Consider the following 20894-nt stretch of genomic DNA (forward strand, 5'->3'; position numbering starts at 1 on the left):
GTTACTCCTTCAGACCTTGCATCTTCAGCATTTCGCGCTGGATCGTGGCGGCCAGGCCGATGCCGCCGGCCTTGGTCACTTCCTTCGACATCGCGTCGGTCAGGACCGACTTGAACATCTCCTCGCCGTTGCCGCCGCCGAACGGTTCGGAGGTTTTCACGCCCTCGAACATCTGCTGCATCATCACGGACATGAACGAGGACTCGAAGGTCTTGGCCGTGTCGGCGATCTTGGCGCGCCGGGCGGCCTCCTTGGCCGCGCTGGCGGCGTCCTGAACCGCGCCCTGGGCCGTGCTCGCGGCGCTCTGCACCGCCTTGGCGGCGGTCTTGATCGTGGCGGCGGTCGCGCCGAACTGCGGGACGAAGGTGGAGATGGTCGACAGCGTGCTCATCACATCACCTCGATGTCGGCTTGCAGGGCGCCCGCGGCCTTCACGGCCTGCAGGATCGAGATCATGTCGCGGGGCGTGACGCCCAGCGCGTTGAGGCCGCCGACCAGGCTCTTGAGCGACGGCGAGCCGCCCAGGGTGAGCAGTTTCTTGCCCTTCTCCTCGTCGACATTCACCGTCGATTGCGGGACCACGGCCGTCTGGCCTTGGCTGAAGGGCGCCGGCTGGCTGACGGCGGGGTTTTCCTGGACCGAGATGGTCAGGTTGCCCTGGGCGATGGCCACCTTGCTGATGCGGACGTCGTCGCCCATGACGATGACGCCGGCCACTTCGTCGATCACCACCTTGGCCGGACCGTCGGGCTCGACCATGAGGTTCTCGATGTTGGTCATGAAGGTGATCATGTCCGTGCCGGGAGGGGCGCGGGTGGCGATGATCGTGGGGTTCTGGGCCTGGGCGCAGCCCGGGAACTTGGCGTTGATGGCGTCGGCGACGCGGCGGGCGGTGGTGAAGTCCGGATTGCGCAGGGTCAGGCGCATGATGTCCATATTGACCATCTGGAAGCCGGTCTCGCGCTCGATGACGCCGCCGCTGGCGATGCGGCCGGCGGTCGGAACGCCCTTGGTGACCGAGCTGCCCGAGGCGCCGCCCGCCGAGACCGAGCCGGTCTGAACCGTGCCTTGCGCCACGGCATAGGTCTGGCCGTCCGCGCCTTGCAGGCTGGTGACGAGCAGGGTGCCGCCCAGCAGGCTCTTGGCGTCGCCCAGGGTCGAGACGGTGACGTCGACCTTCGAGCCGGCCGCCGAGAAGGGGGGCAGGGCGGCCGTGACCATGACGGCGGCGGTGTTCTTGGTGTTGAGATTGCCGTCGCGGACGTTGACGCCCTGGCGTTCCAGCATGGCTTCGAGGCTCTGCTTGGTCATCGGCGCGTTGCGCAGGCTGTCGCCGGTGCCGTTCAGGCCGACCACGATGCCGTAGCCGATCAGCTGGTTCTCGCGAACGCCTTCGAAGGCGACGATGTCCTTGATCCGCGACTTGGCGAACGCCGGGGCGGCGACCAGCGCCGAAGCGGCGACCAGGGCGGTCAGCAGGATGCGAAAGAATGAACGCGGCATGGCAATCTCGTCGTGGGGAACCGTCCCCGCGCCGCTCCATGCCAGAAGCGGGCCAGTTTCCTGATCGTGCTCAGGGCCTTGTGACTCAACGGATTCGGGATTCGGCGGTGGTCCGCAGGGCGCCTCGCGGCAGAATCTGCCCGGCATTAACCATACTTCAAGCGCCCAGGCGGATTATGTTGAGATCGCGGGATAAGTGACTCGCGCCATGAGCTTTTTGGAGCTGTCGGATGAAGGTTTCCAGCACGGGGGGCGTAGGTGCGAGCGGCGCGTCGCGGGCCAAGCCGGCCGGCGGGTCGACGGGCTTTTCGCTGCCATCCGTGAACGCCGCCAGCGGCGCCGCGAGCACCGCCTCGGTCGGCGGCTTGTCCGGCGTCGGCTCGGTCGACGCCCTGCTGGCGCTTCAAGAGATGGGCGCGGTCGGCAATCCGCTGGAGCGCAAGCGCCGCGCGGTGCGCCGCGCCGAGCACATCCTCGACCTGCTGGGCGATGTGCGGGTCGGGCTGATCGACGGCGACATCTCATCCGACACCCTGGACCGCCTGACGCGCGCCATCCGCGAGCAGCGGGACAATACCGACGATCCCAACCTGGAAGGGATCCTCAACGACATCGAGACGCGCGCCGCCGTCGAGCTGGCCAAGCTTCAGGCGCGTAGCTGAGATGGCCGGGGCGGGGACTTCAAAATCGGCGTTTCCCTGCCACGCCAGTCTTTCTTGCGCGTTCTATACGCGTCGCCGCCGTGTTCACGGCCCTTTTGCGGGAGGCGCGCGACCTGAACGCGCCGCTCACGCGAGGTTCATTGAACCCGGCTCACCTTTTGCTATAAGCACGCAGCCCTTAAGGGCTGAGTTCATTGGGGCGTGAGGCGTTGATGCAAACGGCCACTGTTCTTGTCGAGAAGTCTGACTATCGTCCTTCCGAGGACGAGCCTTTCATGAATGAACGGCAGCTTGAGTATTTCAAGAACAAGCTGCTGGCCTGGAAAGAGGAGATCCTTCGCGAATCTCGCGAAACGGTCGCTCATCTCCAGAAAGAAACCGAGAATCACGCCGATCTCGCTGATCGCGCGTCCTCGGAAACCGACCGGGCTCTTGAGCTCCGTACCCGCGATCGTCAACGGAAGCTGATCTCCAAGATCGACCAGGCCCTGCGCCGCGTCGAGGACGGCTCCTACGGCTATTGCGAGGAGACGGGCGAGCCCATCGGCCTGGCTCGACTGGATGCTCGCCCTACGGCGACCATGAGCGTCGAAGCCCAGGAACGCCACGAGCGCCGCGAACGCGTCCATCGCGACGACTAAGCGCTGCTCTCCAAGGGAACTTGGGGCGACTCAATGTGTTTCAAGCGGCCTTGGGTGGGGAGCCCAGGGCCGCTTTTGTTTTGAGATCAGGTGCGTAAGGTCGTGCGCCGACCCGGAGACACCGCTTGAGCTTTTTCGAGAGCCTGCTCGTCCTGCTGGCCGCCGCCGTCCTGCTGCTGCAGGTTTCGCGTCGGCTGAACGCGCCCTATCCGGCCCTGCTGGCCGCGGCCGGCGTATGCTTCGCCCTTGTCCCAGGCCTGCCGAAGATCTCGATGGAGCCGCATACGGCCCTGGCCCTGTTTCTGGCCCCGGTGCTGGTCGACGCGGCCTTCGACTTCCCGGTCGCTGATGTGCGCAAAATGTGGCGGCCGTTATTCGCCCTGGCCATCGTGGCGGTGGTCCTCAGCGCTGGCGCGGTGGCGTGGCTGGGCGTGACCATGGTCGGCCTGCCGATCGCCGCGGCCCTGGCCCTGGGCGCGATCGTCGCCCCGCCGGACGCGGCGGCCGCCACCGCCATCCTCACCAGCGTGCGCCTGCCGCGCGGCTCGGTCGCGGTGCTGAAGGGCGAGAGCCTGCTGAACGACGCTTCGGCCCTGCTGCTGTTCTCGGCGGCGCTGGCTTTCCAGGCCCAGGGCGGCATCGACACCGCCCTGGCGGTGAAGCTGACGCTGGCGGCGCCCGGCGGGGTGATCCTGGGGGTCGTCCTGGCACGCGTGCTGCGCTTCATGAACCCTTTCGTGACCGGCACGCTGGGCGGCAACATGGCGGAGTTCGTCGCGTGTTTTGGAGCCTGGATCATCGCCGAGCGCCTGGGGCTTTCGGCGGTGCTGTGCCTGGTGGCCTTCGCCATGACCATCGCCAGAACGGCCAGCCTGCGCACGCCGCCGCGCATGCGCATCCACAGCTTCGCGGTCTGGACCTCGTCGGTGTTCCTGCTGAACGTCCTGGCCTTCCTGTTGATGGGCCTGCAGGCGCGCACCATCGTCGCCAGCATGCCGCGCGAGCGCCTGATGGAGGCGGCCGTTTTCGCCGCCGCGGTGGTAGGCTGCCTGGTCGCGGTGCGGATGGTCTGGGTGCTGACCTATATCCGGCTGTCGCAGATCCTCCCCGGCCTGCGAGGCGACGCCTATCCGACCCCCAGCCTGCGCCACGGCGTGCTGGTCGGCTGGTGCGGCATGCGCGGCCTCGTGACCCTGGCGACAGCCTTCGCCCTGCCGGGCGACTTCCCGCAACGCGACCTGATCGTGCTGACCGCCTTCGCCGTCGTGCTGGCCACCCTGGTGCTGCAGGGCCTGACCCTGTCGCCGCTGGTCCGTCTGCTGCGCTTGGACGGCGAGAACGGCCTCGACGCGGAACTGGTCCGTATCCGCGCCGACATGGCCGGCGTCGCCCTCAAGGCGCTGGAGGGCAAGACGAGCGCGGCCGCAGACCACTGGCGCTACCGTTTCGCCGCGGTGCCGACCACCTTCCCGACGCGGACCGGTGAGCTGGAAGCGCGGAGAGCCCTGGGCCTCAAGGCCATCCGCCGCCAGCGTGAGCGGCTGGAGGAACTGCGCGACGGCCAGGCTGTCGGCGCCGACGCCTTTCTGGTCCTGCAGGAGGAGCTGGATTTCGAGGAGGTCTCGATCAGCCGTGAGGACGAACGGCAGATCGAGGAAAGCTGATCATCACCACATCGTCTTCGCCGCGCGACCCGGCCATTCGCGGTCGTAGGCCTCGCCGCCGACCTCACCGGCGGTGACGGCGGCCAGCATGGCGCCGGGCGTGGGCAGGGACTTCGGGTCGACCTGGCTTTCCGGCTTCCAGAGGCCCGAGCGGACGATGGCGCGGGCGCATTGAAAGTAGGCTTCGACGACCGTGACCACCATGGCCGTGCGCGGCGGCTTGCCGTCGACGGCGAAGCTGTCCAGTAGGTCGGGATCGACGCTCAGCATCGCCCGGCCATTGATGCGGAAGGTGGTGCCCGAGCCCGGGATCAGGAACAGCAGCGCCACGCGCGGGTCGCGGACGACGTTGCGCAACGAATCGATTCGGTTATTGCCGCGCCGGTCGGGCAGGATCAGCGTCCGGGGATCAGCGATGCGGACAAAGCCTGGCAGGTCGCCGCGCGGGCTGCAGTCCAGGCCTTCGGGGCCGACGGTGGCCAGGGCCACGAACGGGGAGGCCTGGATCAAGGCCGCGTAGTGCGGGGTGATGTGGTCGGTGACCTTGACGGTCGAGGCGGGGGCCGGCTGGGGCTGATACAGCGCCTCAAGAGCCTCGAGGGTGGTGATCTCGTGCATCGCATCCTCCCGTGGCCCTGCTTCTAGAGCCTTGGCGGACGGCGGACAATCTCAGGACAGGGCGGCGCGGACGCAGGCCTCGCGCAGGCGGCGAGCCGAGATCGGCTTGTCGACGATCGGGGTGAGGCGGCCCTGCAGCTGGTCGGCGTTGCCGGTGACATAGACGACGGGGATGCGGCCCAGCTTCCGCTGGATGGCCTCGACGGCCTCCTCGCCGGTGCCGCCGACGATCCGATAGTCGGCGGTGATCAGATCTGGCGGATTCGCCAAGGCCAAGGCCAAGGCGTCCGACAGGCTGTCGGCGATATCAAAACTCGTGAAGCCCTGCTCCGCCAGAAGGGCTTCGACCTCGAACGCGACGAGGATTTCATCCTCGATAATCAACACGTGTCGGGCCTTCGCGTGCTCGGTCATTCGCCGCAGCCTTCGTGATCGTCCCTATGTCCAGTCAATGTCGCCGCGCGTCGCCGCGCCAGTCGCGTTTTCGTGATCTTCATAAGCGCAAAGGTTGTGTGAGCCTGTTCGGCTGCGCAGCGTGGGAAAGCAGGCTATGGAAGGAAAAAACAGAATTCGCAGGAGCGCCCAGCCTTGTCCTTGATCCTTACCGAGAAGCGCGGCCACGTCGCCATCCTCACCCTGAACCGTCCCGAGACGATGAACGCCCTCGGAGCGCCGGGCGACGGCGACCAGGTGGTCGCCGCCTGCGAGGCGATCAACGACGATCAGGAGATCCGCTGCGTGATCCTGACCGGCGCGGGAAAGGCCTTCTCGGCCGGCGGCGATGTCAAGGCGATGAAGGCGCGCGAGGGCGCGTTCGGCGGCAACGGCGTGGCCGTGCGCGACGGCTACCGCAAGAACATCCACCGAATCGTCCGGGCCATCTACGGCCTTGAGGTCCCGTCGATCGCGGCGGTGAACGGGGCGGCGATCGGCCTGGGCTGCGACGTGGCCTGCATGACCGACATCCGCATCGCCGCCGACACGGCCCGGTTCGGCGTCACCTTCCTGAAGCTGGGTTTGATTCCCGGCGACGGCGGCGCCTGGCTGATGCCGCGCACGATCGGCATGAGCCGCGCGGCGGAACTGCTGTTCACCGGCGACGTCATCGACGCGGCCAAGGCCGCCGACTGGGGTCTGATCAGCAAGGCCGTGCCGGCCGAGACGCTGATGGACGAGGCCCTGACGCTCGCCAATCGCATCGCCCAGCAGCCGCCGCATGCCCTGCGCATGGCCAAGAGCCTGCTCAAGCACGGCCAGACGGCCAGCTATGACACCCTGATGGAGATGAGCGCGGCCGCCCAGGCCATCGCCCACCACACCGAGGACCACATGGAAGGCGTCGACGCGATCCTCGAAAAGCGCGCGCCCGTGTTCAAGGGCGCCTGAGGTCATGGGCAAGGAAGCAAGTGGCGTCTGGGGTCAGCTGTCGGACGGCGACAGCGAGGGCAAGCTGCTGTGGGAGCCGCCGAAGCTGATCTTCCGCGGGGCCTATCGCGGCATCTACCAGGGCCACGCGCTGAAGAACCTGCGGACCGAGGGCGATGACCTGGTGCTGAGCGACGGCACGCGGTTCACCCTGGAGCCGGGCCAGGCCGACAAGTGGCTGCACGCCATCCAGAACCCGCCCTCGCGCCTGGACAAGCTGGGTGTGAAGCCGGGCATGACCGTGGTCGTCGACGGCGTCGAGGACGAGGCGTTCCTGGCCGAGCTGTCTACCCGCGTCGAGCCGGTCGACGCCGACGAGGCCGATGGCGTCGACATCCTGTTCCTGGCGGCCGACGACCTGGCCGACCTCGACCGGCTGGAGGACCTGATGTGGATCCTGGCCGACAAGGGCGCGATCTGGATCGTCTCCCAGAAGGGCAAGGGCGCGCCGCTGAAGGACACCGACGTGCTGACCGCCGCGCGAGGCTTTGGCCTGTCCGACACCAAGGTCTGCGCCTTCTCCAAGACCCACACCGCCCTGCGGTTCGTGAAGCGCAAGACGCCGAAGGCCGCGCCGGCGACGGCTCCGGTGGCGGACGACGAAGGGTTCGACGAGGAGGCGTAGAGCTATCGCCGATACCGCTCATTCCGCGAAGGCGGGGAGGAGATGGCGATAGGGAAGCCTCGTCAGGCCGCTTCCATCGCCTTCACGGGCTGGGCCTTCACTCCGGTCTTGCGCCCGAACTGCATCACCCCGTCCTCGACCTTGCCCAGGCGCAGGGCGGCCAGGTCCAGGGCGTAGTTCTGGTGCACCTTCCACGGCTTGCGCAGGCCCTGCTTGGGGAACTGGCCGATCGCGCGGGTGACGTAGCCGGACGAGAAGTCGAGCCATGGCGCGACCTCCATCTCGCCGTCGACGCGCGGCACGCAGAAGTCGGTTCGCGTGCGATCCATGTGGTTGAGCAGGCGGCAGACATATTCGGAGGTCAGGTCCGCCTTCAGCGTCCAGCTGGCGTTGGTATAGCCGAACGCGGAGGCCAGGTTCGGCACGTCGCTGAACATCATGCCCTTGTAGCTCATCGACTGGGACAGGTCGGCGACCTTGCCGTCGACCACGACCTCCATGCCGCTGAGCAGTTGCATCTGCAGGCCCGTGGCCGTGACGATGACGTCTGCGTCCAGGGTCTTGCCGGACTTCAGCTGGAGGCCGGTCTCGGTGAAGGTCTCGATGTGGTCGGTGACCACCGAGCTGGCGCCCGACTTGATCGAGTCGAACAGGTCGGCGTCCGGCACCAGGCACAGGCGCTGGTCCCAGGGATTGTAGCGCGGCGTGAAGTGGGTCTCGATATCGTAGTCCGAGCCCAGGTGCTCGCGGACCATGCCCAGCAGGCGTTCCTTGACCTTCTCCGGCTTCTTGCGGGCCATGTTGAAGAACAGCATCTGGAAGAGGACGTTCTTCCAGCGGGTGAGGCCATAGGCGGTCATGGCCGGCAGCTTGGAGCGCAGCCAGTTGGCGATCCCGTCCTCGGCCGGGCGCGAGACCACATAGGTCGGCGAGCGCTGCAGCATGACGACGTGGCTGGCCGTCTTGGCCATCTCTGGCACCAGGGTCACGGCGGTGGCGCCGCTGCCGATCACCACGACCTTCTTGCCGGTGTAATCGAGGGCTTCGGGCCAGTGCTGCGGGTGGACGATCGCCCCCTTGAAGCGCTCGGTCCCCGCGAATTCGGGCGTGTAGCCGGCCGAATAGCGGTAATAGCCGGCGCACATATAGAGGAAGCCGCAGGTGAAGGTGACGGTCTGACCGTTATGCTCGGCCTCGACCGTCCAGGTCGCCGTCTGCGTCGACCAACTGGCGCGCTTGACCATGTGCTTGAAGCGGATGTGACGGTCGACGTCGTGCTCGCGCGCCGTTTCGCGGACATAGTTCAGGATCGACGGACCGTCGGCGATGGCCTTGGCGGCTTTCCACGGCTTGAAGCTATAGCCCAGAGTGTACATGTCGCTGTCGGAGCGGATGCCCGGATAGCGGAACAGGTCCCAGGTGCCGCCGATCGCCTCGCGCCCCTCCAGGATCGCATAGATCTTGCCGGGGCAGTGCTTCTTCAGGTGATAGGCCGCGCCGATCCCTGAAAGCCCCGCGCCCACGATCAGGACGTCGACATGTTCGATGGTCATTCCGTTTCCCGCCCGGTCTTCACGCCCGCCGGTTGACCCGGCGTGGTCGTATGTGAACAGTGTTCACTAACAAACGACCGTTTTGACCGAACGTCAACCGCGGCCTATCGGATACTTCATGTCCCTTCGCGACTTCGGCCTTCTCGTCCTGATCTGTCTGGTTTGGGCCAGCAACAACATCATTTCCAAGATCGTGGTCGCCCACTGGGGGGTGCCGCCGCTGTTCTACGCGGCGGTGCGCTTCTCGCTGGTGGCCTTGGCGACCCTGCCGTGGCTGCTGCCCGCGCCCAAGCCGACGTGGCGGATCGTGGTGGTGGCGCTGCTGATGGGAGCGGGGAACTTCGCCCTGCTGTTCATGGGCTTCAAGACCGCCTCGCCGTCGGCGGCGTCGGTGGTGATCCAGCTGGGCGTGCCGTTCACGACCCTGCTGTCGATGCTGATGCTGGGCGAGACGATCCGCTGGCGGCGCGGTCTCGGCATCGCGCTTACCCTGGCTGGCGCGGTGACGGTGATGTGGAGCCCGCACGGCTTCGTGCTGTCGCCGGGGCTCTGGCTGATCGTGGCGGCCGCCTTCGCCGGCTCGCTGGGCGCGGTGATGATGAAGCAGGTCGAGGGCGTGCGGCCCTTGCAGTTCCAGGCCTGGGTCGGCTTCTCGTCGATCTGGCCGCTGGCGGCGATGAGCGCGGCGATCGAGCCCGGGCAGGTCGCGGCGGGGATCGCGGCCGGCTGGCCGTTCGTGGCGGCGGTGGTGTTCTCGGCCCTGGTGGTTTCGGTCGTGGCCCATACGGCCTATTACGGGCTGATCCAGCGCTACGAGGCCAATCTGATCGCTCCGCTCACCCTGCTGACGCCGCTCTTCACCATCCTGCTGGGCGTGCTGGTCACCCACGATCATTTCGACCTGCGGATGGGCGTGGGGGCAGGCCTGGCCCTGACCGGCGTCTTGATCATCGCGCTTCGGCGGAATCAGGTCATGCCGTTGCTGATGTCGATCCGGAACCGCGCCCAATGAGTCTGAGCCTTATCGAGGCCCCGTCGCCCAATTTCGACGCCCGCAAGGCCGTGCCCGATACGATCGTGCTGCACTATACGGGCATGGAGACCGGCGAGGCCGCGATCGAGCGCCTGCGCGACCCCGAGGCCAAGGTGTCGGCGCACTACTGCGTCGAGGAAGACGGCCGCATCTTCCGCCTCGTGCCCGAGGAGCGCCGCGCCTGGCACGCCGGGGCGGCCTTCTGGAAGGGCGTCAAGGACATCAACTCGGCCTCGGTCGGCATCGAGATCGTCAATCCCGGCCACGAGTTCGGCTATCGCCCGTTCCCCGAGGCCCAGATCGCCTCCGTGATCAACCTGCTGGCCGACGTGCGCTCGCGTTGGATGATCCCCGATAGCCGCATCCTCGGCCACTCCGACATCGCGCCGGGCCGCAAGGTCGATCCGGGCGAGCTCTTCCCCTGGAAGCGCCTGGCGCAAAGCGGCCACGGCCTCTGGATCGAGCCCGCGCCGTCGCCCGGCGCGCCGCTGGGCCAGGGCGAGGAGGGGACCGGCGTCTTCGCCCTGCAAGCTGGCCTGACCCGCCTGGGCTTCGACTGCGCCCCGACCGGCAAGTACGACGAGTGGACCACGACGGTGGTGTCGGCCTTCCAGCGCCACTGGCTGCAGAGCCGCTTCGACGGCATCGCCGACGGCGAGACCCGGGCGCGGTTGGTGGGCCTGCTGCGCGCGGCGGCGGACTGATGCACCCGGACGGCCGCTTCCACGTCGAGGATCGCGCGGTCCTGCTGGACTTCATCCGCGCTCATCCGTTCGTTACGATCGCCGCGTCCGTCGGCGGACGGCCGCTCGTGGCTCAGTCGCCCGTCGTGATCCGCGACCTGAACGGCGAGATCGCCCTCGACTTCCACCTGTCGCGCGGCAACGTGCTGACGCGGCACCTGACCCAGGGCTTCCGGGCGGTGGTGCTGGCCACGGGGCTCGACGCCTATATCAGCCCCGACTGGTACGAGAGCGCCGACCAGGTGCCGACCTGGAACTACCAGTCCGTCGAAGCCGAGGGCTCGGTCGCGCCGCTGGACGACGTCGAGCTGATGGCTTTGCTCGACGACCTTTCGGCGCAGGAAGAGGCGCGGTTGCTCCCCAAGCCGCCTTGGACCCGCGACAAGATGAAGCCTGGCAAGTTCGAGTCCCTGCTGCGCGGGATCATGGGCGGGCGGCTGTTCGTCGAGCGGCTGGAGGGTACGTTCAAGCTCTCGCAGAACAAGAACGACGCCGATCGTCTGGGCGCGGCCCGGGGGCTGGGAGACAATCCGATCGCGCGCCTGATGCGAGACCTTTGACGCTGGAGCGTTGACGTTTGGGCTCCGCCCCGTCAAACACCGTCCCGGACCAGATGATCGGGCGGTCGCGTCGTCTTCGGACGCCGAGGAAAGTCCGGGCTCCACGGTGACAAGGCGGTGGGTAACGCCCACCGGGAGCGATCCCAGGGATAGCGCCACAGAAAGCAAACCTCCTCCCTACGGGGCGGGAAGGGTGAAAGGGTGGGGTAAGAGCCCACCGCGGACCTGGCGACAGGGACGGCATGGCAAGCCCCGCCTGGAGCAAGACCGAATAGGGACCCCGCGCCGGCCTCGCGTCGGATAGGCCGTCACTGGCCGAGAGGGTCCGGGTAGGTCGCGAGAGCCGTCCAGCAATGGCCGGCCTAGAGGAATGATCGTCGCCGTCGCTTTCGAGCGGCGGAACAGAACCCGGCTTACAGATCATCTGGTCCCCATCCTCCCCGTCTGGCGGGGAGGCGACAGAGCGCGTTCACGCGCGGCGCATCCGAGTCTTCCTACGCGCGGGGAAAGGCCACGGCGCCTGAAGTTCACATCCAATGGGACGAACTGCGACGGCCCAAGGCGTTCGCGCGGTGAGTTCTGTGTATGTTCTGTGGATTAACTTCCGTGCACCGTGAAGAAGGCGTGCGACATCTTTGAATTGTCGATGAAATGGCAGTTGGTGTCATTGTCTCCCAGTTCATCCCATGTTAACCCAATTCGCGTCGGGGCGAGGTGGTGGCAGCTCGCCGACCGGCTTGGGCTTGGGCGGGGTTGGCTTCAGTGTTTCTCTCGACGTTCGAGAAACAGCTCGACAGCAAGCGGCGCATCGTTGTGCCGCAGGAATTCCGCGCGGCCGTCTCCGGCCCGTTCGACGGCATCTTCTGCTTCCCCTCGATCGAGGCCGATTGCCTGGAAGCTGGCGGAAAAGCCTTGTTCGATCGTTACTTGGCGGTGATCGAGGAGATGCCGTTCGGAGATCCGACCCGCACGGCGCTGGAGACCAGCGTCCTGGGCGGCATGGCCAAACTGTCTTTTGATACAGCTGGTCGCATTACGCTTCCCGACCAGCTGTGCGAAATGTGCGGCCTCACGGATTGGGTAGCCGTCGTCGGTATGGGTGAGCGTTTTCAGATCTGGTCGCGCGAGGCCTTCCAGGCCCATCGCGCGACGCAGCGTGACCTGGCCAAGGAAGGTCTGGCGGCCCTGCGCGCCCAGCAGCGCGTCGCCAAGTTCGGGGCTGCGTCGTGAGCGAAGCGCCGCACATTTCGGTCCTGCTGAACGAAGTGGTCGAGGCCCTGGGCGCTGGGCCGGGCGAGACCATCATCGACGGCACCTTCGGGGCCGGCGGCTATACCCGCGCGATCCTGGCCACGGGCGCGACCGTCGTCGGCTTTGACCGCGACCCGACCGTGCGGAAGTTCGCCGAAGGCCTGCCGGCGGACCGCTTCCGCCTGATCCAGGACCGCTTTTCCCAGATGGGCGAGCATTTCGAGCCCCAGTCGGTCGACGGCGTGGTGCTGGATATCGGCGTGTCGTCCATGCAGCTGGACGAGGCCGAGCGCGGCTTTTCGTTCATGCGCGACGGCCCGCTGGACATGCGGATGAGCGATACGGGTCCGACGGCCGCGGACCTCGTCAACGAGCTCGACCACACCGAGCTGGCCCGCATCCTCTACGTCTATGGCGAGGAGCACGCCTCGCGCCGCATCGCCAGCTTCATCGTCAAGCGCCGCGAGGAGCGTCCGTTCGAGCGCACCCTGGACCTGGCGCACGTCATCGAACGCGCCCTGGGCGGCCGCAAGGGCGCCAAGGTCCACCCGGCCACGCGCTCGTTCCAGGGGCTGCGCATCGCGGTCAACGAGGAGCTGGCCGAGCTGGAGGCGGGGCTCGCCGCCGCCGAGCGGATTCTGAAGCCGGGCGGCCGGCTGGCGGTGGTGACCTTCCACTCGCTGGAAGACCGCATCGTCAAGAATTACCTGGCCGAGCGGGCCGGGCGCACGCCGGGCGGCTCGCGCCACCTGCCGCAGGCGCCGACCGGCGCGCCGGCCAGCTTCCAGCTGATCGCCAACAAGGCCATCGCGCCTGGCGAGGCCGAGCTGGCCGTCAATCCGCGCGCGCGCTCGTCGAAGCTGCGCGCCGCCGTGCGCACGGCGGCTCCCGTCTGGGAGGCCACCGCGTGACTAGCGTCGGCCTGTTCGATCGCCGCATCCGGGGCTTCCGCATCGTCGAGGTCGCGGGCATGGGCGTCCTGCTGACCCTGGTGACCAGCGTCTATCTGGCCAAGACCTTCGCGGGTCGCGAGCGCCAGGAGATCAGCCGCATCGAGCAGGAGATCGTCGACGAGGGCGTCCGCAAGCGTCTGCTGGAGGCCGAGGTCGCCCATCTGGAGCAGCCCCGTCGCATCGAGCAACTGGCGCAGATGATGCAGTTGAAGCCGATCGCGCCGGACCACGAGATCACCGAGGACGCCCTGATCGACGTCGCGCGCCGCCGCGAGCTGCCGCGCGCGCCGATTTCGGCCGCGCCGGTCGCACCCGAGGCCCTGGCCGCCGACGCGCCGGAAGCCGTGCCCGACGACGTCCCGCCGCCCCCTCAAGTTGAAGGGGGCCAGCGATGAGCCTCTCCAATCTTGGCCCCGGCGGCTTCCAGTCGCCGCTGTGGCGGTGGCTGATCGAGCGCGTCTGGCGGCTGGAGCACGCCTTCGAGCGCTCGCGCGCCGCGGCCAAGCCCGAAGACGATACGCGCATCCGCATCTTCCTGGTCATGGGCTTCTTCAGCCTGTGCTTCGTCGGCGTCGGCCTGGGCGCCGGCTGGGCGGCGCTGTTCTCGCGCGCGGGGCAGGGTAACGGTTACGCCCAGGGCGCCGACGGTGCGCGCGGCGATGTGGTCGACCGCAACGGCAAGCTGCTGGCCGTCGACCTGGCCCACTACGCGCTTTATGTCGATCCGCGCGAGGTCTGGGACGCCAAGGAAGTGCGGCGCGCCCTGGGCAAGGCCCTGCCGCAGGTTCCGGCCAAGCGCCTGGACAAGGCCGTGTTCGGCGACCACCGCGCTTTCGTGCTGGGCGGCCTGACGCCCGACGAAAAGGACGCCATCTTCAATCTGGGCCTGCCCGGAATCTCGTTCGAGGAGCAGGAGCGGCGGATGTATCCTCTGGGTCCGACGGCCGCGCACCTGGTCGGCTTCGTCGACAGCGGGGGCAAGGGTCTGGCCGGGGCCGAGCGCGCCCTGGACGATCCGATCCGCAAGGCCGCGGGCGGGCAGGGCGGCCCGACCCAGCTGTCGATCGACGTGCGCGTGCAGGCGGCCCTGGAGGACGAGCTGCGCAAGGGCGTCGCCGAGTTCACGCCGAAAGGCGCGGTGGGCCTGGTCACCAACGTCCACACCGGTGAGATCCTGGGCCTGGCCAGCTGGCCAGACTATGACGCCAACAAGGCCGGCGACGCCGCCGACGAGCAGAAGCTGAACCGCGCCGCCGCCTCGGTTTACGAGATGGGATCGACCTTCAAGGCGTTCACGGTGGCCATCGGTCTCGACACTGGCGTGGCGACGCCGCAGTCGACTTTCGACGCGCGCGAGCCCTTCAAGCTGGGCTATCGCACGATCCACGACTATCACGCGGCCAAGGCCATCCTGAACCTCGTTGAGGTGTTCCAGCACTCATCGAACATCGGCACGGCCATGCTGGCCGAAAAGATCGGCGGCGAACGGCTGTCGCGCTACTTCTCGGCCCTGGGCCTGACCAAGCCGGCCAAGGTCGAGTTAATGGAGTCGGCGCGGCCGCTGACCCCGCGCAAGTGGGACATGGATGCGGTGGCCTCCACCTCGTTCGGCCACGGCATCAACGTGAGTCCCCTGGCCTTGGCCCAGGCGATGGGCGCCTTGCTGAACGGCGGCAAGATGCTGCCCCTGACAATCAAGAAGATACCCGACGGCGTGCGCCCGGAAGGAACCCGGGTGATCTCCGAGGCGACCTCGGCCGAGATGCTGAAGATCATGCGGGCCAACGTCATCCCCGGCGAGGGCGGCAGCGGCGGCAAGGCCGACGTGCCGGGCCTGTCCGTCGGCGGCAAGACCGGCACCGGCGAGAAATACGACCCCTCGATCCGCGGCTACAACCACCAGCGCCAGGTCTCGTCGTTCGCGGCTGTGTTCCCGACCGACGGCCCGCTGGAAGCCGACCGCTACTTCGTGCTGATCCTGATGGACGAGCCGCACGGCACCGCCAAGTCGTTCGGTTTCTCGACCGGCGGCTGGGTCGGGGCGCCGCCCGCCGGCAAGGTGATCGAACGCATCGCGCCGTTCCTGGGCGTGCAACGCAAGACCGAGCTGGTGACCATCGCCAGCCCCCAGAAGAGCGCCACACCGGAGGCGGGGCTATGACCAGACATCTGTCGGAACTGTTCAACCGTCCGTTCGCCAGTGACCCGGTGATCGCCGGCGTCACCGCCGACAGCCGCAAGGTCACGGCCGGCTGGCTGTTCGCCGCCCTGCCGGGGACCAAGGTCGATGGCCGCGACTTCGCGCCGGGCGCGGTGTCCAAGGGCGCCGCCGCCATCCTGGCGCCCGAAGACGGGCTGGAAGGCCTGGGCGTGCCGGTGGTCCGTTCGGAGGACGCCCGCCGCGCCTACGCCCTGGCCTCGTCGGCCTTCTGGGGCAAGCAGCCGGCCATGTGCGTGGCCGTCACCGGCACCAACGGCAAGACTTCGGTCGCCGGCTTCTGTCGCCAGATCTTCGCCAAGCTGGGCCACAAGGCCGCCAGCATGGGCACCCTGGGCGTCGTGGTAAGCGAAGCAGGCCAACCGGATCAGCAACTGACCCCGCCGGGCCTGACCACGCCGGACGCCGGCGACGTCGCCGAGATGGTCGCGCGTCTGGCCGAGATGGGCGTCACCCACCTGGCCCTGGAGGCCAGCTCGCACGGCGTCGACCAGCGCCGCGTCGACGGCGTCAAGCTGAAGGCCGCCGGCTTCACCAACTTCACCCAGGACCACCTCGACTATCACGGCTCGATGGAAGCCTATCGCGCCGCCAAGCTGCGCCTGTTCGACACGCTTACCCCCGGCGGGGCCATGGCGGTGCTGAACGCCGACAGCGAGGCCTTCCCGAACTTCGCCGCCGCCGCCGTCACCTCGGGCCAGAGCATTTTCTCGGTGGGTGAGGACGGCCAGGGTCTGCGCCTGATCTCGCGCACTCCGACCCCTGCCGGCCAGGACCTGGTGATCGAGGCAGACGACGTCGTCCACCACATCAAGCTGCCGCTGGCCGGCGCCTTCCAGGCCTCGAACGTGCTGGTCGCCGCCGGCCTGTGCGTCGCCGCGGGCGAGGACGTCGCCAAGGTGCTGAAGGCCCTGGAGAGCCTGGAAGGCGCGGCCGGGCGCCTGCAGCGTGTCGGGCGTGGTCCCAAGGGCGGCGAGGCCTATGTCGACTACGCTCACACGCCGGACGGTCTGCGGACCGTGCTGGAAGCCCTGCGCCCGCACACGCGCGGCAAGCTGATCGCCGTGTTCGGCGCGGGCGGCGACCGTGATCGCGGCAAGCGTCCGCTGATGGGCGCGATCGGCGCCAGACTGGCCGACATCGCCATCGTCACCGATGACAATCCGCGCTCGGAAGACCCGGCCTCGATCCGCGCCGCTATCCTGGAAGCCGCGCCGGGCGCCCGCGAGATCGGCGACCGTCGCGCCGCCATCCGCGCCGCCGTGGACCTGATGGGCGAGGGTGACGTGCTGGTCATCGCCGGCAAGGGGCACGAGCAGGGCCAGATCGTCGCTGGCGTCGTCCACCCGTTCGACGACGTGGCCGAGGCCCTGGAAGCGCTGGAGGGCGTCGATGCCTGAAGCGCTCTGGACGGCTGAGGAAATCGCGAAAGCGGTCGGCGGTACGGTCGCCGGCGACTTCGCCGTGACCGGCGTCTCGATCGACACCCGCACCGTCGAGGCGGGCGACCTGTTCGTGCCGCTGGTCGGCGCGCGCGACGGCCACGACTTCGTCGCGCAGGCGGTCGCCAACGGCGCGACCGGCGTCCTGGCCGCCAAGGCCGTCGACGCGCCGGCCGTAATGGTCGAAGACACTTTCAAGGCGCTGGAGCGGCTGGGCGTCGCCGCCCGCGAGCGCGCGCCCCAGTGCAAGCGTGGGGCGGTGACCGGCTCGGTCGGCAAGACCAGCGTCACCCGCGCGGTCGAGGCCGGTCTTCGCCTGGCGGGCAAGGCCCACGCGTCGGTGAAGAGCTACAACAACCACATCGGCGTGCCGCTGACCCTGGCCCGGATGCCGCGCGACAGCGAGCGCGCCGTGTTCGAGATCGGCATGAACCACGCCGACGAGATCACGCCCCTGTCGGGCTTCGTCCAGCCGCACGCGGTGGCGATCACCACGGTCGGCCCGGTCCATCTGGAGAACTTCCCCGACGGCGAGCAGGGCGTGGCCCGCGCCAAGGCCGAGATCTTCGCCGGCCTGCGGCCGGGCGGGATCGCGGTTCTGAACGCCGACAACCGCTGGTTCGACTTCCTGAAGGCCGAGGCCGAGAAGGCCGGCGCGACCGTCTGGAGCTTCGGGTCTTCACCGGACTGCACAGCTCAGCTCGTCTCTTTCTCGTCCGATCTGCCCGGCCAAAGCCGGGGCCCAGATGACAAGGCGACGGGCGCTCCGGATGAATCTGGGTCCCGGCTTTCGCCGGGAAGATCGGTGGTTAAGGCGGTCTTGCGTGGCGAACCCATCGAGATTTCCCTGCTGCAGACCGGCGTCCACTGGGGCCCCAACAGCCTGTGCGTCCTGCTGATGCTGGAAGCGCTGGACGTGCCGCGCGAAACGGCGCTGGCGGCGCTGGCGGCTTTCGCGCCGATCGAGGGCCGCGGGGCGGAGAAGACCATCCGCATCGACGGCGGTCCCTTCACCCTCGTCGACGAGAGCTACAACGCCAATCCGGTCTCGATGCAGGCCGCTCTGAAGACCCTGGGCGCGCGCAAGGTCGCCGGTCGCCGGGTCGTGGCGCTGACCGACATGCTCGAACTGGGCGAGGACAGCGACCGGTTTCACGCCGAGCTTGCAGGCCCGATCGACCATGCAAACGTTGACGTCGTTTTTGTCGCAGGCGTCCACATGAAATCGCTGTGGGAGGCGCTTCCGCCGACTCGGCGAGGCGGCTACGCGGAAGTTACTGAAAAGTTAACGGCGCAGCTGGCGGGGGCGATCCGGCCTGGCGACGTGGTGATGGTGAAGGGGTCGAACGGCTCCAAGGCCGGGGTTCTCGCCCGGGCCCTGGCGGCGCTCGACCTTGGGGAACAGGGCTGATGCTGTACTTCCTGTACGAATGGCTGGCGCGCTCGCAAGAGCATGTCCCGGCGCTGAACCTGTTGAAATACCTGACCTTCCGGTCCGGCATGGCGATGCTGACCGCCTATATCGTCGCCGTGGCCATGGGCTCGCGCTTCATTCGCTGGATGAAGGCCAAGCAGGGCAGGGGCCAGCCGATCCGCACCGATGGCATCGCCCGTCACGTCACCGAGAAGGCCGGCACGCCCACCATGGGCGGCTTCATGATCCTGGCCGGCCTGTTCGTCGGCGCCCTGCTGTGGGCCGACCTGCGCAACATCCACGTCTGGGTCGTGCTGCTGATCACCGGCAGCTACGGCCTGCTGGGCTTCATGGACGACTACGCCAAGGTCACCAAGCAGACTACCGCCGGCCTCTCCAGCGTCCAGAAGCTGATCGCCCAGTTCGCCGTGGCCATCGTCGCCGCCGTGATCCTGATCCTGTGGGCGCCCAAGTCGCCGATGACACCGGGCATGGAGACCAGCGTGGTCTTCCCGATCTTCAAGGCGCTGGTGATCAATCTGGGCTGGTTCTACGTGGTGTTCGCCGCGGTCACGATCGCCGGCTTCTCCAACGCGGTGAACCTGACCGATGGCCTGGACGGCCTGGCCATCGTGCCGGTGATGTTCGCCGCCTCGACCTTCGGCCTGATCGCCTATCTCGTCGGCAACTACAAGTTCGCGGACTATCTGAACCTGCACTTCGCGCCAGGCGTCGGCGAGCTGGCGGTGCTGTGCGGCGCGATCATCGGCGGGGGCATGGGCTTCCTCTGGTACAACGCCCCGCCGGCCAAGATCTTCATGGGCGACACCGGCTCGCTGGCCCTGGGCGGCGCGCTGGGCGCGATCGCTGTCTGCGCCAAGCACGAACTGGTCCTGGGCATTGTCGGCGGCCTGTTCGTGGCCGAGGCGCTGAGCGTCATGATCCAGGTCGCCTACTTCAAGAAGACCGGCAAGCGCGTCTTCCTGATGGCGCCGATCCACCACCATTTCGAGAAGCTGGGCTGGGCTGAATCCACCGTCGTGATCCGGTTCTGGATCGTGGCGATGATGCTGTCCTTCGTCGGCCTCGCCACGCTGAAACTGCGTTAGGGAGCCCGAGTATGATCCCCGTCCGCGGATTCGAGGACAAGACCGTCGCGGTGTTCGGCCTGGGCCGAACCGGACTGACGGCCGCGCGCGCCTTGATCGCGGGGGGGGCGAAGGTCGCCCTCTGGGACGAGAAGCCGGAGAGCCGCGAAGCCGCGGCCGCCGAGGGCTTCCCCGTCGTCGACCTGCAAGCGGCCGACTGGAGCCAGTTCGCCGCCCTGATGCTGTCGCCGGGCGTGCCGCTGACCCATCCCAAGCCGCACTGGACCGTCGGAAAGGCCAAGGCGGCCGGAGTCGAGATCCTGGGCGACGTCGAGCTGTTCGCCCGGACGGTCAACGCCGCGCCGGCGCATAAGCGCCCGAAGATCATCGCCATCACCGGCACCAACGGCAAGTCGACCACGACCGCGCTGATCGGCCACCTCTGCGCCTCGGCCGGCCGCGACACGCGGGTCGGCGGCAATATCGGCCTGGGGGTCCTAGGCCTGGAAGACATGCACGGCGGCGCGGTCTACGTGCTGGAGCTGTCGTCCTATCAGCTGGACCTGACCTCGAGCCTGAAGCCCGACGCGGTGGTGCTGCTGAACATCTCGCCCGACCACCTGGATCGCCACGGCGGCATGGACGGCTATATCGCCGCCAAGCGCCGGATCTTCCTGAACCAGGGCAAGGGCGACACGGCGATCATCGGCGTCGACGATCCCTGGTGCCAGCAGATCTGCACCGAGATCACCGCCGCCAACCGCCGCACCATCTGGCCGATCAGCGCCGGCAAGGCGATGGGCCGGGGCGTCTATGCCCTGCAGGGCGTGCTCTACGACGCCACCGGCGAGCGGGTCGTCGAGATGGCCGACCTGCTTCGCGCCCGCAGCCTGCCGGGCCGCCACAACTGGCAGAACGCCGCCGCCGCCTACGCCGCCGCCCGCGCCATCGGCATCCCGGCCCACGACGCGGTCGAGGGCCTGATGACCTTCCCGGGCCTGGCGCACCGGATGGAGACGGTCGGCAAGATCGGCAAGGTCCGCTTCGTCAACGACAGCAAGGCCACCAACGCCGACGCCGCCCGCCAGGCGATGTCCAGCTATCCGAAGTTCTACTGGATCGCCGGCGGCGTCGCGAAGGCCGGCGGCATCGACGACCTGAAGGACCTCTTCCCGCGCATCGCCAAGGCCTATCTGATCGGCGAGGCGGCCAATGTCTTCGCCGTGACCCTGGCCGGCAAGGCCGACGTGAAGATGAGCGGCACGCTGGAGAAGGCGGTTCAGCAAGCCTATGCCGACGCTGCGGCGAGCGGGGAGGACGCCGTCGTCCTGCTCTCGCCGGCCTGCGCCTCGTTCGACCAGTTCAGCGACTTCGAGGCTCGGGGCGAAGCGTTCCGCGCCGCGGTCAACGGCCTGACGGCCAGCGGCGGCAAGTCGGCGGTGGCGTGAAGGCCATCTGGCCGCAACGCCGCGACTGACGCTCCACGATCTTCAAGAGCCGC

The 20894-nt window shown here is 68.1% G+C and carries 21 protein-coding genes and 1 other RNA gene; 17 read left to right on the top strand and 5 right to left on the bottom strand.

Annotated features, from left to right (window positions below):
• Position 1: 1 nt before the first annotated feature.
• Both AC1RNC_RS17800 and AC1RNC_RS17805 read right to left on the bottom strand, forming a co-directional pair.
• Entirely contained in the window at positions 2-391 is a 390-nt protein-coding gene (locus AC1RNC_RS17800; RefSeq protein WP_492837864.1) for a rod-binding protein, read from the bottom strand.
• The gene (locus tag AC1RNC_RS17805) at positions 391-1503 is read right to left on the bottom strand and encodes a flagellar basal body P-ring protein FlgI (RefSeq protein ID WP_492887671.1); all 1113 of its coding nucleotides are present in this window, start codon (positions 1501-1503) and stop codon (positions 391-393) included. The genes AC1RNC_RS17800 and AC1RNC_RS17805 overlap by 1 nt, the downstream gene beginning before the upstream one ends.
• A gap of 230 nt (positions 1504-1733) precedes the next feature.
• On the opposite strand from AC1RNC_RS17805, the gene fliX reads away from it, so the two are divergent.
• The 3 genes from fliX (at position 1734) to AC1RNC_RS17820 (ending at position 4470) form a co-directional block, all read left to right on the top strand.
• Entirely contained in the window at positions 1734-2165 is a 432-nt protein-coding gene (fliX, locus tag AC1RNC_RS17810) for a flagellar assembly regulator FliX (RefSeq protein WP_492837866.1), read from the top strand.
• Positions 2166-2377: 212 nt separating this feature from the next.
• Positions 2378-2806: an RNA polymerase-binding protein DksA gene (gene dksA / locus AC1RNC_RS17815; protein WP_125159473.1), complete on the top strand. Its 429-nt coding sequence runs from the start codon at positions 2378-2380 to the stop codon at positions 2804-2806.
• A gap of 125 nt (positions 2807-2931) precedes the next feature.
• Positions 2932-4470 (top strand): cation:proton antiporter, encoded by a 1539-nt coding sequence (locus tag AC1RNC_RS17820; RefSeq protein ID WP_492887673.1) that lies wholly within the window; start codon positions 2932-2934, stop codon positions 4468-4470.
• Positions 4471-4473: 3 nt separating this feature from the next.
• Here AC1RNC_RS17820 and AC1RNC_RS17825 read toward each other — a convergent pair whose 3' ends face one another.
• Complete coding sequence (locus AC1RNC_RS17825) at positions 4474-5088, bottom strand: pyridoxamine 5'-phosphate oxidase family protein (protein WP_492887674.1); 615 nt, start codon at positions 5086-5088, stop codon at positions 4474-4476.
• 51 nt (positions 5089-5139) lie between these two features.
• Positions 5140-5502 (bottom strand): response regulator, encoded by a 363-nt coding sequence (locus tag AC1RNC_RS17830; protein WP_492837870.1) that lies wholly within the window; start codon positions 5500-5502, stop codon positions 5140-5142.
• A 174-nt stretch (positions 5503-5676) separates the two neighbouring features.
• Between AC1RNC_RS17830 and AC1RNC_RS17835 the strand changes: the two genes are divergently transcribed.
• Both AC1RNC_RS17835 and AC1RNC_RS17840 read left to right on the top strand, forming a co-directional pair.
• Positions 5677-6474, top strand: coding sequence for a crotonase/enoyl-CoA hydratase family protein (locus AC1RNC_RS17835; RefSeq protein WP_492887676.1), 798 nt, complete (start codon positions 5677-5679; stop codon positions 6472-6474).
• 4 nt (positions 6475-6478) lie between these two features.
• Positions 6479-7138 (top strand): DUF3052 family protein, encoded by a 660-nt coding sequence (locus tag AC1RNC_RS17840; protein WP_492887677.1) that lies wholly within the window; start codon positions 6479-6481, stop codon positions 7136-7138.
• Between the two features lie 62 nt (positions 7139-7200).
• On the opposite strand, the gene AC1RNC_RS17845 is transcribed toward AC1RNC_RS17840, so the two are convergent.
• Positions 7201-8691 carry a flavin-containing monooxygenase gene (locus tag AC1RNC_RS17845; protein ID WP_492887678.1) on the bottom strand — a complete coding sequence of 497 codons (1491 nt, stop codon included), beginning with the start codon at positions 8689-8691 and terminating at the stop codon, positions 7201-7203.
• Positions 8692-8809: 118 nt separating this feature from the next.
• On the opposite strand from AC1RNC_RS17845, the gene AC1RNC_RS17850 reads away from it, so the two are divergent.
• From AC1RNC_RS17850 to murD, 12 genes are all read left to right on the top strand, one after another.
• Complete coding sequence (locus tag AC1RNC_RS17850; RefSeq protein WP_099576215.1) at positions 8810-9703, top strand: DMT family transporter; 894 nt, start codon at positions 8810-8812, stop codon at positions 9701-9703.
• On the top strand, positions 9700-10428 hold the full coding sequence (locus AC1RNC_RS17855; RefSeq protein WP_492887680.1) for an N-acetylmuramoyl-L-alanine amidase: 729 nt from the start codon (positions 9700-9702) through the stop codon (positions 10426-10428). Before AC1RNC_RS17850 ends, AC1RNC_RS17855 begins: the two co-directional genes overlap by 4 nt.
• Positions 10428-11027, top strand: a complete 600-nt coding sequence (locus AC1RNC_RS17860) for an FMN-binding negative transcriptional regulator (RefSeq protein WP_492887681.1) — start codon at positions 10428-10430, stop codon at positions 11025-11027. The genes AC1RNC_RS17855 and AC1RNC_RS17860 overlap by 1 nt, the downstream gene beginning before the upstream one ends.
• A 49-nt stretch (positions 11028-11076) precedes the next feature.
• Positions 11077-11459, top strand: an RNA gene (gene rnpB, locus AC1RNC_RS17865) — RNase P RNA component class A.
• 330 nt (positions 11460-11789) lie between these two features.
• Positions 11790-12257, top strand: a complete 468-nt coding sequence (locus AC1RNC_RS17870) for a division/cell wall cluster transcriptional repressor MraZ (protein ID WP_492887682.1) — start codon at positions 11790-11792, stop codon at positions 12255-12257.
• Positions 12254-13189 carry a 16S rRNA (cytosine(1402)-N(4))-methyltransferase RsmH gene (gene rsmH, locus AC1RNC_RS17875; RefSeq protein ID WP_492887683.1) on the top strand — a complete coding sequence of 312 codons (936 nt, stop codon included), beginning with the start codon at positions 12254-12256 and terminating at the stop codon, positions 13187-13189. The genes AC1RNC_RS17870 and rsmH overlap by 4 nt, the downstream gene beginning before the upstream one ends.
• Positions 13186-13626 carry a cell division protein FtsL gene (gene ftsL / locus AC1RNC_RS17880; RefSeq protein WP_492887684.1) on the top strand — a complete coding sequence of 147 codons (441 nt, stop codon included), beginning with the start codon at positions 13186-13188 and terminating at the stop codon, positions 13624-13626. Before rsmH ends, ftsL begins: the two co-directional genes overlap by 4 nt.
• Positions 13623-15392 (top strand): peptidoglycan D,D-transpeptidase FtsI family protein, encoded by a 1770-nt coding sequence (locus AC1RNC_RS17885; protein WP_492887686.1) that lies wholly within the window; start codon positions 13623-13625, stop codon positions 15390-15392. Before ftsL ends, AC1RNC_RS17885 begins: the two co-directional genes overlap by 4 nt.
• Positions 15389-16849, top strand: a complete 1461-nt coding sequence (locus AC1RNC_RS17890) for a UDP-N-acetylmuramoyl-L-alanyl-D-glutamate--2,6-diaminopimelate ligase (protein WP_492887688.1) — start codon at positions 15389-15391, stop codon at positions 16847-16849. The genes AC1RNC_RS17885 and AC1RNC_RS17890 overlap by 4 nt, the downstream gene beginning before the upstream one ends.
• A complete protein-coding gene (locus AC1RNC_RS17895; RefSeq protein ID WP_492887689.1) occupies positions 16842-18302 on the top strand; it encodes a UDP-N-acetylmuramoyl-tripeptide--D-alanyl-D-alanine ligase in 1461 nt (486 codons plus the stop codon). Before AC1RNC_RS17890 ends, AC1RNC_RS17895 begins: the two co-directional genes overlap by 8 nt.
• The gene (mraY, locus tag AC1RNC_RS17900; protein ID WP_492887690.1) at positions 18302-19414 is read left to right on the top strand and encodes a phospho-N-acetylmuramoyl-pentapeptide-transferase; all 1113 of its coding nucleotides are present in this window, start codon (positions 18302-18304) and stop codon (positions 19412-19414) included. Before AC1RNC_RS17895 ends, mraY begins: the two co-directional genes overlap by 1 nt.
• An 11-nt stretch (positions 19415-19425) precedes the next feature.
• The gene (murD, locus tag AC1RNC_RS17905; RefSeq protein WP_492887691.1) at positions 19426-20841 is read left to right on the top strand and encodes a UDP-N-acetylmuramoyl-L-alanine--D-glutamate ligase; all 1416 of its coding nucleotides are present in this window, start codon (positions 19426-19428) and stop codon (positions 20839-20841) included.
• The last annotated feature ends 53 nt before the right edge of the window (positions 20842-20894 follow it).

The organism is Caulobacter sp. GW822-FHT01G02 (assembly GCF_058802865.1).